The organism is Bradyrhizobium tunisiense (assembly GCF_042263385.1).
Taxonomy (GTDB): Bacteria; Pseudomonadota; Alphaproteobacteria; order Rhizobiales; family Xanthobacteraceae; genus Bradyrhizobium; species Bradyrhizobium tunisiense.
Genome location: NZ_JBHLEV010000004.1, coordinates 711,988 through 724,463, shown reverse-complemented (window position 1 = coordinate 724,463; position 12,476 = coordinate 711,988). Strand labels below are relative to the sequence as shown.

General features: G+C 63.3%; 12 protein-coding genes. 4 read left to right on the top strand and 8 right to left on the bottom strand.

All coding sequences use genetic code 11. The features are described from left to right. Positions 1-11 precede the first annotated feature (11 nt). Complete coding sequence (locus ACFDR6_RS22105; protein ID WP_375859478.1) at positions 12-809, bottom strand: MBL fold metallo-hydrolase; 798 nt, start codon at positions 807-809, stop codon at positions 12-14. A gap of 102 nt (positions 810-911) precedes the next feature. Between ACFDR6_RS22105 and ACFDR6_RS22100 the strand changes: the two genes are divergently transcribed. Beyond that, positions 912-1,799 (top strand): LysR family transcriptional regulator, encoded by an 888-nt coding sequence (locus tag ACFDR6_RS22100; protein WP_375859477.1) that lies wholly within the window; start codon positions 912-914, stop codon positions 1,797-1,799. 96 nt (positions 1,800-1,895) lie between these two features. On the opposite strand, the gene ACFDR6_RS22095 is transcribed toward ACFDR6_RS22100, so the two are convergent. From ACFDR6_RS22095 to ACFDR6_RS22065, 7 genes are all read right to left on the bottom strand, one after another. After that, the gene (locus ACFDR6_RS22095) at positions 1,896-2,951 is read right to left on the bottom strand and encodes a YeiH family protein (RefSeq protein ID WP_375859476.1); all 1,056 of its coding nucleotides are present in this window, start codon (positions 2,949-2,951) and stop codon (positions 1,896-1,898) included. 119 nt (positions 2,952-3,070) lie between these two features. After that, positions 3,071-3,289 carry a hypothetical protein gene (locus ACFDR6_RS22090; protein ID WP_212092381.1) on the bottom strand — a complete coding sequence of 73 codons (219 nt, stop codon included), beginning with the start codon at positions 3,287-3,289 and terminating at the stop codon, positions 3,071-3,073. Between the two features lie 166 nt (positions 3,290-3,455). Then, the gene (locus tag ACFDR6_RS22085) at positions 3,456-4,169 is read right to left on the bottom strand and encodes an ABC transporter ATP-binding protein (protein ID WP_212092380.1); all 714 of its coding nucleotides are present in this window, start codon (positions 4,167-4,169) and stop codon (positions 3,456-3,458) included. Beyond that, positions 4,166-4,921: an ABC transporter ATP-binding protein gene (locus ACFDR6_RS22080; protein WP_375859475.1), complete on the bottom strand. Its 756-nt coding sequence runs from the start codon at positions 4,919-4,921 to the stop codon at positions 4,166-4,168. The genes ACFDR6_RS22085 and ACFDR6_RS22080 overlap by 4 nt, the downstream gene beginning before the upstream one ends. Before the next feature lie 2 nt (positions 4,922-4,923). Continuing rightward, the gene (locus ACFDR6_RS22075; protein ID WP_375859474.1) at positions 4,924-5,943 is read right to left on the bottom strand and encodes a branched-chain amino acid ABC transporter permease; all 1,020 of its coding nucleotides are present in this window, start codon (positions 5,941-5,943) and stop codon (positions 4,924-4,926) included. Then, positions 5,940-6,842, bottom strand: coding sequence for a branched-chain amino acid ABC transporter permease (locus ACFDR6_RS22070; RefSeq protein ID WP_317240289.1), 903 nt, complete (start codon positions 6,840-6,842; stop codon positions 5,940-5,942). The genes ACFDR6_RS22075 and ACFDR6_RS22070 overlap by 4 nt, the downstream gene beginning before the upstream one ends. Before the next feature lie 88 nt (positions 6,843-6,930). Next, entirely contained in the window at positions 6,931-8,190 is a 1,260-nt protein-coding gene (locus ACFDR6_RS22065) for an ABC transporter substrate-binding protein (protein WP_212092376.1), read from the bottom strand. 170 nt (positions 8,191-8,360) lie between these two features. Between ACFDR6_RS22065 and ACFDR6_RS22060 the strand changes: the two genes are divergently transcribed. The 3 genes from ACFDR6_RS22060 to ACFDR6_RS22050 are packed head-to-tail and all read left to right on the top strand — an operon-like array spanning position 8,361 to position 12,405. Further along, entirely contained in the window at positions 8,361-9,854 is a 1,494-nt protein-coding gene (locus tag ACFDR6_RS22060) for an AMP-binding protein (protein ID WP_317240290.1), read from the top strand. Continuing rightward, a complete protein-coding gene (locus ACFDR6_RS22055) occupies positions 9,851-10,498 on the top strand; it encodes a TetR/AcrR family transcriptional regulator (protein ID WP_317240291.1) in 648 nt (215 codons plus the stop codon). Before ACFDR6_RS22060 ends, ACFDR6_RS22055 begins: the two co-directional genes overlap by 4 nt. After that, a complete protein-coding gene (locus ACFDR6_RS22050; protein WP_375859473.1) occupies positions 10,495-12,405 on the top strand; it encodes a flavin-containing monooxygenase in 1,911 nt (636 codons plus the stop codon). Before ACFDR6_RS22055 ends, ACFDR6_RS22050 begins: the two co-directional genes overlap by 4 nt. The last annotated feature ends 71 nt before the right edge of the window (positions 12,406-12,476 follow it).

Here is a 12,476-nt window from a genome sequence, read left to right as displayed (position 1 = left end):
CGCGTGCCGGTTTAACCTTGTGCCGGCTCATAACGGTACGCTTCGCCGTTACGTACCACGCGACCGATGCCTGGCCGGCCGAGATGCGCGCCGGCGATCCATGTCCCCGCCCGGGCTGCGTCATGGAGAACCTTCAGGCGGGTTGCGCGTGCGGTCGGCTGATCGTCGTCATAGCCCCAGCTGAAGGCGGGATTGCCAAACTGCAAGGCGGGCACATGAACGACGTCACCGAAGAACAGGACACGGCCCTCGTCCGTGTCGAGCGCGTAGCCGATGTGACCGGGAGCATGACCGGGAAGGGAAACCGCCCGTAATCGCACGGCCACTTGCTCGCCATTCCGAACAGGCTTCAGCAAGGGCCGGAAACGCGCTAGGTGCGTTTCGGCGAGAAAGCTCTCCACAGCGCCCTCGGCAATCATGATCGCCTTCAGCTTCGGAAAGAGCACTCTGCCGTCGGGCGTCAAAAGCCCGTGCACATGATCCTGATGGGCGTGAGTGAGGGCCAAACGCGTGATCGAAGCCGGGTCGATCCCGGCCTCGACCAGGGTCTGCTCGAGGCGCCCCACCGTCGATGCCCAGCCCCCTCCTCCGCTGTCGATGAGAATGCCCTCAGCGCCAGGACCTGCGAGAGCGAAGCAATTGACCGACAGACGAAGCGCTCCTCCCTGCGTAGCTTGCGATACGGGTCTATTCTGCGGGTCTCGCAAAAGGTCTGCCGGCATCTCGATATAGCCGTCCGAGAGCGACCAGATTCGCCATTCTCCCGAAGTGACGCAGAGGACATTATCGCTGTGAGGTGTCACGATCATAAGGCCACCGTCGCGTCTCGTTGCCTGCCAAATCTAGGATAAGACGGCTTATGAGACTATATGGATTGTACTGGATGAGGTCATGAGTGATATTCATCAATCATGAGAAACGAACTGAACGAACTCGCTACGTTTGCACTGGTCGCCCGTGAACGGAGTTTTACGCGGGCTGCGGCAAAGCTGGGTGTGTCTCAGTCTGCCCTGAGCCACACAATCCGGGGACTTGAAGAACGGCTCGCGCTGCAGCTTCTCGCTCGGACGACGAAGAGCGTCGCACCAACCGCTGCTGGGGCAGCTCTCTTGGACGACTTGTCTCCTGCGCTCGAGCAAATCGCTCACGCTCTCGATAGAGCCCGAAGCCTTCGACACCGGCCCGCCGGGCGCCTTCGAATTGTGACGTCTCGCTCTGCCGCCGTGATGGTCTTGTTGCCGCGGCTCGCGGAATTCGCCGAAAATTACCCTGACATCGTTCTCGACGTCGTCACCGTCACCGGCCTTGTAGACCTCGTTGCAGGCGAGTTCGATGCCGGTATTCAGCTCGGCGAATACATTCAGAAGGATATGATCGCCGTGCGTGTCAGCCCGGAATTGCGATTGACGGTCGTGGGATCGCCCCGTTATTTCGCCTCACGATCCATCCCGCAAAAACCAAAAGATCTGACCGATCATCGATGCATAACCCTGCGTCTTCCGGGCGGTCCATATCGATGGGAGTTCGAACGCGGACGACAGGCGGTCACGATCGGCGTGAACGGCCCGCTCGTCGTAGACGATACTCACTTGGTGATTCAGGCGGCGCTCGATGGAGTTGGCCTCGGTCTCGCCTATGAAGAGCAGGTCGCGGGATACATTGCGAAGCGGCAGCTCATCCGTGTCCTGGATGACTGGTTGCCGCCAATGCCCGGCTTCTTCATGTACTATCCAAGTCGCCGGAATCAGCCTGCTGCGCTGTCTGCGTTAGTGAACGCGCTGCGACTCTCTCGAGAATAGTCCACAGACCACGTGCGAGACGCTCCGACAATCAACGCCGGAGCAAAGCCTCGTCATCTGCCCCCACAAGCCAGGAGGGCAAGCACCGCCTCCGCCTCACTTGAACCACTGCACCAGCGCGATGCTGATCCCCAGCAGCAGCAGCAGTGACAGCGTGACTGCCGCCGTCACCCTGCCCCCGACATTGGCGAGCACGCGCACGTCGACGCCGAGGCCGAGCGCGGCCATCGACACCACCGTGAGAAAACCCGTGATCTTCGTCACCGGTCCGACCACCGTGGCCGGCACGATCTCCAGCGACCGCAGAGTCGCAAGCGCAAGGAAGCCGAGGATGAACCAGGGCACCAGGCGGAAGAATCCGACATTGGTCTTCTTGGCGTCGCTCTGCCAGCGCGAGGCGAGGAGAGACAGGCCGACGACCACCGGCCCGAGCATCAGGACGCGCATCAGCTTGACCAGCGTTCCGATCTGCGTCGAGACGAGGCCCGCCGGGACCGTCGCGGCCAACACCTGCGGCACCGCGTAGACGGTCAGGCCTGCGAGAATGCCGTATTGCGTGGCGGACAATTGCAACAGCGGAATCAGCAGCGGCAGGCCGAGCACCATCATCACGCCGAGGATTGCGGTGAACGAGATCGAGGATGCAATCTCGTCGTTGTTGGCGCCGATGATCGGCGCCACGGCGGCGATTGCGGAATTGCCGCAGATCGAGTTGCCGCAGGCGATCAGGATCGACAGCCGCGTCGACAGGCCCAGCACACGGCTGAGGCCGAAAGTGACGCAGAGCGTGATCATGACGACCGCGGCGATCGAGGCCAGCAGCGCGATGCCCGACGCCGCGATGGCGGCGAAGCTGATCGAGGCCCCCAGCAGCATGACGGCGACTTCGAGGAGCTGCTTGGCGCTGAAGGCGATTCCGGCCTGCCAGCGTGGCGCCGGTTTCCAGAAACTGCGGAGCACCATGCCGAGCAGGATCGCCATCACCAGCGCCTCGACGTAGGGATGCTCGAAAGCGCTCAGTTCCGCCCGCTCCAGCAGGGCCGAGACACCGGCCACGGCAATGCAGAGGAGAATTCCGGGAATCAGCGCGACGACGCGGCTAAAGGCGGTCGGCTTGGAATCGGCCGGGCTCGATGCTTGATTCTGCGACACAAATCTCTCCCAGAGGAGAAGGATTTATACGCAGCGACGTGTGATTGGGGAATAAGTTTTCGGCATATCAGGGCCGAGGGAAGTCGTCTCCTCAGCCCGGAATAAATCCCGGGTGAACCTTAGAAGATCAGGCTCTTGGCCAGCGAGGCCACGCGGCTGAAGCCGTCATAGATGCCCGGCTCGAAGAAGGCCGCACGTGCGAGCACGATGCCCGCGACCAGTGACCAGAACAGCGTGGCGCCGGCCCGCAGCAGGAGCTTCGACCCGCGCGATTTCGGCTGGACGTCCGTTGCGGACACCAGCTGCTCGCCGAAGGGCTCAAATCCAGTGCGTTCCATGACTGCAGCCTAATCCATCAAATTCTGATGGGAATGTCGTCGTTTCCCACCCAAACGGCAATGGAAGCGATTGGCGTTTTTGCCCCCCTGAGGGGAAAGTCCTTCCGGCGGGTCCCTCCGAGACAATAGTTTTCTTCTTTCGGGCTATTTGGGACGCCGGCGGCGGCTACAGGGCCAGATAGCGCCGCCGGATCGCCTCGTTGGCCTTCAGCTCGTCTATCCCGGCGGCATAGACGATCTGACCCTTGTCGATGACCGTGGCGTGGCTCGCTAGCCCCAGGCAGAAATGCATGTTCTGCTCCGCGATCAGCACGGTCGATCCGATGCTTCGTAGCTGCCGCAACAGCTCGCCGATCCGCTGCACGATGATCGGCGCGAGTCCCTCGCTCGGCTCGTCCAGCAGCAGCAGCGCCGGGTTCCCCATCAGCGTGCGCGCGATCGCCAACATCTGCTGCTCGCCGCCGGAGAGGCGTCCTGCGATCCGATCGCGCAATGGCTCGAGAAGCGGAAAGACCTCATAGATGCGCTTGATCGGCCATTCGTCCTGGCCTTCCGGTCCCTTCTTCTTCCCGATGACGAGATTGTCTTCGACACTGTGCTCCGGAAAGATCTGGCGATCCTCCGGCACGAAGCCGAGGCCGGCGCGCGCGATGGCATGCGGCTTCTGGCCGGAGATCACCGCCCCGCGCAGGCTCACTCTGCCCCGGCGCGGCGGCGCCAGCCCCATGATCGCCTTCATCGTCGTCGACTTGCCCGCACCGTTGCGGCCGAGCAGCGCCATGGTCTCGCCCTGCCGCACCGAGAGGCCGACGCCGAACAGGATCTGACTGGTTCCGTAGTAGACGTCGAGATCGGCAACCTCGATGACAGCGGCGGTCATGCGGCCGCTCCCGCATGTTCGGTGCCGAGATAGGCGTCGACCACGGCGCTATTGTTGCGGATCTCGTCGGGCGTACCGGTGGCCAGGATGCGGCCGTAGCACAGCACGACGATTTTGGGCGCAATCTTGAACACGATGTCCATGTCGTGCTCGATGAAGACGACGGTGATCTTTTGCGTCTCCCAGAGTTCGCGCACCTTGTCGATCATGCGCCATCGTTCCTCCGGGCCCATGCCGGCGGTCGGCTCGTCCAGCAGCAGGACCTTTGGCTCGATCACCAGCGCCAGCGCGATGTCGAGCAGCTTCTGGTCGCCATGCGACAGCGTCGCGGCGGTACGATGGCGCTTGCTCGCAAGGCCCAGGAGCTCCATCACATGCTCGGCGCGGTCGCGCGTCTCCGGCAAGGGAAAGCGCTTGTGCAAGACCGCCGAGGTGCGCTGGTCGGCGCTGACGGCGGCGAGCATAGTCTCCTGCACCGTCAGCGATTTGAAGATGCTGGCGACCTGGAAGGCGCGGCCGATGCCGTGGCGCACGATCTCAGGCGGCGAGCGGCCGGCGAGATCAACGCCGTCGAGCAGCACCTGTCCGGAATCCGGCTTCAAGGCGCCCGTGATCAGGTTGAATAACGTGCTCTTGCCCGCGCCGTTCGGGCCGATGACCGCGGTCAGCGAGCCGTCGGGGAAGTCGAGCGAGACGTCGTTGGCCGCCTTCACGCCGCCAAAGGACTTTGCGAGGTTGCGGATTTCCAGCATCGCTAACGCCCCTCGCCCGCATCGCGACGGCGCGAAAACCATTCGGCGACGAAATCGAGCAGGCCCTTGCGCAGACCCAGCGCGAAGAACAGGATGACCACACCGAGAACGATGCCGTGATACTCGGTGAACCGCGTCACGGTGTCGTTGAGCAGCAAGAGCAGAACGGTGCCGACCATCGGGCCGAGGAAGGTCGAGACGCCGCCGAGCATGTTGATGAAAATGCCCTCACCCGAGATCGTCCAGTAGGCGAATTCAGGATAGGCGCCGGATACGAACAGCGCCATTACCATGCCGCCCATGGACGCGAACAGCGCCGCCAGCACGAACACGGTGAGCTTGGCGCGCCAGACATTGATGCCGAGGAAGCTCGCCCGCGCCGCATTGTCGCGGATCATGCGTAAGGTGTAGCCGAACGGTGATTGCGCGATCTGCCGCATCGCGAGCAGGCCGAGGATCAGAAGCGCGCAGCTCGTGACATAGAGATGGACGTGGTTGGAGAGATCGATGCCGAAGAAGGCGGGCCGCGGAATGCCGCCGCGCAGGCCCTGATCGCCGCCGGTGAAGGACGCCCATGACAGGATGGTCGAATGGATCAGCATCTGGAAGGCGAGCGTGACGAAGGCGAAATAGATCTCCTTCAGCCGCACGCAGATCGCGCCGATGATCGCGGCGATCACCGCCGTGATCGCCAGCGTCGCGACGAAGGCGACCGGAATGGGCACGGCGAGCTTCTGCATGATCAGGCCGAAGCTGTAGGCGCCAAGGCCGAAGAACATGCCATGGCCGAACGAGGTCAGGCCGGTGTAGCCGACCAGCAGATTCAGCGAGGTCGCGAACAGGCCGTAGGCCGAGCAGCGGATGACGAAATCGAGCAACGCCTTGCTGCCCGTGAACAGCGGCAGGCTCGCCAGCACCGCGAAGGCGATCAGCGCGATCAGCACGTCGCGATAACGTTGCAGCGCGACGCTGCCGCGCAACGGCGCCAACCGCTCGGCCCGCCCCGCCTCCAGTTCGGTCATGCCGCCTCCTTGCCGAACAGGCCGGTAGGCTTGGAGACCAGCACGATTACCATGAACAGATACATCAGCCCTTCAACGAACAGAGGAAAGCCCTGTGAGCCAAATGACCTGATCAGACCAAGCAGCAGCGCGCCGATCAAGGCGCCCAGGATCGATCCCATGCCCCCGATCACGGTGACGATGAAGGACTCGATCAGCACCGAGAATCCCATGCCCGGCGTCAACGACCGCACCGGGGCTGCCAGCGCGCCGGCGAGGCCTGCCAGCATGCCGCCGAGCGCAAACACGCCGCCATAGATCAGGCCGGTATTGATGCCGAGCGCCGAGACCATGCCGGGATTGTGCGCGGCTGCGCGGATCACCTTGCCGATCCGGCTCCGCGACAGCCCGATGCCGAGCACCATCGCCGTGACGAGCGCAACGCCGATCAGCAGCAGATAATAAGGCGGCACCACACCGCCGGCGATGAACAGCGGCATCACTTGGAACGCCGACGGCATGCCCATCGACTTGAATTCCGGCCCCCAGATCATGCGCACGACATCGTCGAAGATCAGCACGAAGGCGTAGCAGACGAGGACCTGCATCAAGACGTCAGCGCCATAGACGCGGCTCATGAAGACGCGTTCGAAGATCAGGCCGAGAACGGCGGTGCCGGCCGCGCCCGCCAGCATCGCGAGCAAGAAGCTCCCGGTGAACTGATAGGCCGTCATGGCGAAATAGGCGCCGAACATGTAGAAGGCGCCGTGGCTGAAATTGACCACCTTGAGCACGCCGAAGATCAGCGTCAGCCCAACCGCGACCAGGAACAGAAGCATGCCGATGATGAGGCCGCTGGTGGTCTGCGTCACCAGACAGGCGGAGCTGGAGAGGCAACCGGCGAGCGCGTCGAGATCCACGGGAGAACTTTCATTGCAGCGCCCGATGCGGCGCGAGAAGCCAGACGAAGCCGGCGGAGACGGTCGTCCGCCTCCGCCATCCACGCGGTCAGGTGTAACCCTTGCTCTTCTTCCACTCGGCCTCGAGCTCGAAGATGGTCTTCCAGTCGCCGGCCTTGATCTCTGGGACATAGGGCTCTTGCGGGATCGTCGTGCCCCAGCCGATGGCGTAGCCGACCAGCGTGTGATCGTCGCCGCGCATCGTCACGGTGCCGTCGGCGCCGAACGGGCACTTGATGGTGAGGCCCTTCAGCACCTCCGCGATCTTCTTGCCGTCGGCCGAGTTTGCCTTCTTGGCGGCTTCCGCGATCAGCATGATCGCGGTGGCGTTCTCCCACGACCAGTTGGTCGGATACTCGTTATACTTCGCCTTGTAGGCATCGCCCCAGGCGGCATTCTCCGGCGTTGCCGGGAAGGTCTTGATGTAGCGGTTGCCGGAGTGGATGCCCTTGGGAAGGTTCTTCACCACGGTGAGAGCGGTGTAGTCGGCCATATTGACCGCGAATACCTCCATCTGGCCAAACATCGCATAGATGTTGGCCTGATCGATATAGGAGGTGAGATCGCCGCCCCACAGGCAGGAGTACAGGGCTTGCGGCTTGGCCTGCAAGATCTTCGTCACCACCTCGGTGTAATCCGGCTGGAATAGCTTGGGCCAGGACTCGCTGATGATTTCCACGTCGGGTGCAAAGCGCTTCAGGTACAGCGTGAACTCGCCGGTGGTGTCGCGGCCATAGGCGTAGTCGGGCGAACAGGTCGCCCATTTCTTCAAACCCTTCGCCTTTGCGATCGCGGCGGCATAGCTGCCGCCGACGATGGAGTCGTGCACGCCCTGCCGCGCGGTACGGAACGCGTTGGGGATGCGCTGCTTGGGATCGGCGGTCAGCGCCGAGGTCTCCGAATTGGTGTGGATGCAGAACACGCCGAGATCGCGTGCGACCTCATGTACAGCGAAAGCACCGGAGGAGGCTTCGGCGTCGATCAGCAGCTCGCAGCCGTCGGCGTTGACGAGTTCGCGCGCGACGCGGGCGGCTTCCTGCGGCTGGCCCTTGGAGTCGCGGATCACCATCTCGATCTGCCGGCCGGCGAGACCGCCCGCGGCGTTGACCTTCTCGACTTCGAGCATCACCGCATTGCGCGAGGACGTACCGAGCTGCGCGACCCGGCCGGACAGAATCGTCGGCATGCCGATCTTGATGGTCTTGGCTTGCGCACGCGCCACCCACGGCGCGGCGAACGTCATCGCACCGGCGCCCATCAGCGCCAGTGTTGAACGGCGGCTAATGCCCGGCGTGCGGGTTCTCGTCATTTTTCCCTCCCTCTTTCGGGTCGGCGTTTCCTGATCCCTGCCGGAGATCGTCCGTCTCCGTGTTCCCAAGAATTTCAGAGCATAGGGGGTGACGTCAAGCCAAAGATGAATTACGAGTCAGAATTCATCGAAGGTGGAATGAAGCCGCCAAACGGCTCAAAACACGCGCAATGATCAACCTGTCGAGCTTCATCGCCTTTCATGCCCGGCGCACGCCGGAGCGGCCTGCGCTGAAATATCGCGGCGAAGAGATTTCCTACGCGGTCTTCGATGCGCGCGTCCGCCAGGCCGCCGGCTGGCTCGCCGCGCAGGGCATCCGCGACGGCGACGTCGTCGCGGTGCTGATGAAGAACAGCGCGGCGTTCCTCGAGCTCGTCTTCGCGACCAGCCATCTCGGCGCGGTGTTCCTGCCGATCAACTTTCGCTTGTCCCGCGACGAGGTCGGCTACATCGCCGGCAATGCCGGCGCGCGGCTGTTGATCGCCGATGAAGAACTCGCCGCGAACGCGGTGGGCGCAAGGATTGTCGTGCTCGACGAGACTGCGCAGCAGAGCGTCACGCATCTGGCGGGCGACACGCCGGCCGCGCCCATGCATGTCCGCGCGCCATCCGACCTGATGCGGCTGATGTACACCTCGGGCACGACGGACCGCCCCAAGGGCGTGATGCTCACCTACGACAATTTCTACTGGAAGTCCGCGGATCAAACGATCGCGCTCGGCCTCGGTGCCGACACGCGGCTGCTCGTGGTCGGTCCGCTCTATCACGTCGGCGCGCTCGATCTGCCCGGCATCGCCGTGCTCTGGCATGGCGGGTTCATTCGCATCGAGCGCAATTTCGAACCGGAGACGGCGCTTTCTGCCATCGCCGAGGACAAGCTCAACGCAGCCTGGTTTGCCCCTGTGATGACCACGGCGATGCTGACCTGCCCGACGCGCGACCGCTACGACGTCTCCAGCCTGCAATGGGCGGTCGGCGGCGGCGAGAAGACGCCGGAGATGCGCATCCGCGCCTTCTCCGACTATTTCCGAAACGCGCGCTATATCGATGCCTATGGCCTCACCGAAACCGTGGGCGGTGACACCTTCATGGACGCGGGCCGCGAGATCGAGAAGATCGGCTCGACCGGGCGCGCCATCGCCCACGTCGAGATCCAGATCCGCGACGAGGACGGCAAGACGCTGCCGCCCAACGTCAACGGCGAGATCTGCCTGCGCGGACCGAAGATCACGCGCGGCTACTGGAACGACCCGCAGAAGACGGCATCGACCTTCTTCGGCGACTGGTTTCGCAGCGGTGATATCGGCTATCTCGACGAGGAAGGGTTCCTGTACCTGACCGACCGCAAGAAGGACATGATCATCTCCGGCGGCGAGAACATCGCCTCCTCCGAGGTCGAGCGCGTCATCTATGAATTGCCCGAGGTGCGCGAAGTCGCGGTGATCGGCCTGCGCGACGCACGCTGGGGCGAGCGGCCGGTTGCCATCATTGTCTTGGCGGAAGGCGCCGCGCTGGAGCTCCCTGCTCTCACCGAGCATTGCCGGGCGCGCCTCGCAAGCTTCAAGGTGCCGAAAGAGCTGATCCTTCGCGACAGCCTCCCGCGTAACCCATCCGGAAAAATTCTCAAGCGCGTGCTGCGCGCCGAACTGGAGACCGTGGCATGAATCAAGGACCAGCCACCGCGAAGGTCACAAAGCTCAACCGTATCGAGCGCAACGCCTGGACCAAGCAGAAGATCTTCGAGGCTGCCACCAAGGTGGTCGGCAAGCATGGATATGCCGAAGCCTCGGTCGCGCGCATCACGGAGCAGGCCGGCGTGGCGCAAGGCACTTTCTACAATCATTTCGAGAACCGGCAGGAGTTGCTCGACCAGCTGCTACCCAAAATCGGCCTCGACATGGTCGAGTTCATCCGCGCCCGCACCGGCACCGCGCACGCGGCTCGGCAGGAGATCGAGCGCTTCGCCGCCTTCTTCGACTTCATCCGCGAGGTCCCGGAATTCCTCCGCATCCTCAACGAAGCCGAGTTCTTTGCGCCGATCGGCTACCAGAAACATCTCGACAACATCGCGACTGCTTATGTCCGCATCCTGCGTCGGGCTCGCCTTGCCGGCGCGATCGAGGATTACGACGACGAAGAATTCGAGGCGATCGTCCACATGCTGATGGGCTCGCGCGGCTATCTCAGCCGGCGCTACTCCTATTCGGAAGGCGTCGTCACCGCCGTGCCCGACCACGTCATCTCCGCCTATCGCAAGCTGATGACGCGCGGCCTCTTCACTGCCTCCGGAGATCAGGACACGCCATGAATATCGCATCTCCACAACAGCCGCTCGACCTCACCTCAGCTATCGCCGAAGGCGACATCCGCTGTCTCCTGATGGTGCTGGTGCACATGACCGGCGACGAGAAATGGCTCGCGCCGCCCTACTTGCCCAAGCGCGACATCCGCCTCATCCCAGATCCTGAGGCCGGCGTGCCCCGGGACATTCAGGACGAGATCCGCGCCGCGGTCGTCAAGCTATTTGCCAATGGTACGCCGAAGCCTGTCATCGCCGATCCCGGCGAAGAGCTGCTGCTGAAGATGATGCGCGCCTGCCTCGGCGAGAACGTCGCGCCTGAATACGCCCCGCTGATGCGCGAGGAGATGGGCTTTGTGGCGCGGCAGGCGCGCTGGACCAAGCGTCCGTCGGACGAAAAGCTCGCGGACCAGCATGTGCTCATCGTCGGCGCCGGCGTCTGCGCCATCGCGCTCGGCGTCGCGCTCGGCCATCTCGGCATTCCCTATACTATCGTCGAGAAGAATGACGAACTCGGCGGCACCTGGTGGATCAACCGCTATCCCGGCTGCGGTGTCGACACGCCGAACCATTCCTATTCCTACTCGTTCGGCTCCGGCAACGCATGGACACGCTACTTCTGCCAGCGCGAGGAGTTGCTCGGCTATCTCAAGAAGGTCGCCGACGAATACGGCATCCGCAAGCATCTGCGCGTCAACACCGAGCTAACCTCATCGCGCTGGGACGAAGGCAAGCGGCGCTGGATCTCGACGCTGAAAACGAAGGACGGCGAAGAGATTTTCGAGTCCACCGCGCTGGTGTCGGCCATCGGCCAGCTCAACGATCCCTCCCGCGCACAGTTCAAGGGCGAGGACAGTTTCAAGGGAACGATGCTGCATTCGGCGCTGTGGTCGGACGACATCGAGCTTGACGGCAAGCATGTCGCGGTGATCGGCACCGGCGCGACCTCGATGCAGCTGGTGCCGTCGATCGCCGGCCGTGTCGCCTCCGTCACGGTCTATCAGCGCAGCGCGCAATGGGCGCGGCCGGTGAAGGGCTATTCCGATCCGATCAGCGAGGGCGCGCGCTGGCTGCTGGCGCACCTGCCGTTCTATGTGCAGTGGTATCGCTTCAATATGTTCTGGCGCTACGGCGACGGCCTGTTGCCTTTCCTGCGCAAGGACCCCGCCTGGCCGCATCCCGAGCGCGCCGTCAACAAGGGCAATGACCGGCACCGCCAGGAACTCACCGATTTCATCCTCTCCGAGTTGATGGACCGGCCCGATCTGATCGAAAAATGCGTGCCGACCTATCCGCCCTACGGCAAGCGCATACTGCTCGACAACAACTGGTACAGGACGTTGACCCGGCCAAATGTCGAACTGGTCACCGATGCGATCGATCGTTTCGACGAGAGCGGCGTCGTCACCGCCGATGGCAAGCACCGGCCCGCCGACATCATCGTGGTTGCCACCGGCTTCAAGGTCACGGAAATGGCCGCGCGCCTCAACATCAGCGGCCGCGACGGCAGGAACTTGCGCGAAGCCTGGGCAAACGACAATCCGACCGCGTATCTCGGCCTCACCGTGCCGGGCTTTCCGAACTTCTTCTGCATGCTTGGGCCGAACTCCGGTCCCGCGCATGGCGGCAGCGTCATCTTCCAGTCGGAATGCCAGAGCCGCTACATCTCGGCCTGCCTCGCCGATATGATCGAGCACGACGTCGCCGCCGTCGACGTCCGTCCGGACGTGCTCGACGACTACGTCCGCAAGGTCGACGCCGAGCATGAGGCGATGATCTGGACCCACAAGGGCATGAGCACCTACTACCGCAATTCCAGCGGTCGCGTGTTCTCGGCGATGCCATGGCGCTTCGTGGATTACTGGCGCATGACGCATGATCCGGATCTGGGACAATACAGGCTGACGAAGGCGTAGAATGCTCGCGCCGCAGCGGTAGTGCACTCTCTCCCTTGTGGGAGAGGGTGGCTTCGCGACAGCGAAGCCGC

Bases quoted from the DNA above. Each gene is read 5' to 3' on its own strand.
- ACFDR6_RS22065 (WP_212092376.1), bottom strand. From the start codon at position 8,190: ATGACGAGAACCCGCACGCCGGGCATTAGCCGCCGTTCAACACTGGCG.
- ACFDR6_RS22060 (WP_317240290.1), top strand. From the start codon at position 8,361: ATGATCAACCTGTCGAGCTTCATCGCCTTTCATGCCCGGCGCACGCCG.
- ACFDR6_RS22080 (WP_375859475.1), bottom strand. From the start codon at position 4,921: ATGCTGGAAATCCGCAACCTCGCAAAGTCCTTTGGCGGCGTGAAGGCG.
- ACFDR6_RS22100 (WP_375859477.1), top strand. From the start codon at position 912: ATGAGAAACGAACTGAACGAACTCGCTACGTTTGCACTGGTCGCCCGT.
- ACFDR6_RS22085 (WP_212092380.1), bottom strand. From the start codon at position 4,169: ATGACCGCCGCTGTCATCGAGGTTGCCGATCTCGACGTCTACTACGGA.
- ACFDR6_RS22055 (WP_317240291.1), top strand. From the start codon at position 9,851: ATGAATCAAGGACCAGCCACCGCGAAGGTCACAAAGCTCAACCGTATC.
- ACFDR6_RS22090 (WP_212092381.1), bottom strand. From the start codon at position 3,289: ATGGAACGCACTGGATTTGAGCCCTTCGGCGAGCAGCTGGTGTCCGCA.
- ACFDR6_RS22050 (WP_375859473.1), top strand. From the start codon at position 10,495: ATGAATATCGCATCTCCACAACAGCCGCTCGACCTCACCTCAGCTATC.
- ACFDR6_RS22075 (WP_375859474.1), bottom strand. From the start codon at position 5,943: ATGACCGAACTGGAGGCGGGGCGGGCCGAGCGGTTGGCGCCGTTGCGC.
- ACFDR6_RS22105 (WP_375859478.1), bottom strand. From the start codon at position 809: ATGATCGTGACACCTCACAGCGATAATGTCCTCTGCGTCACTTCGGGA.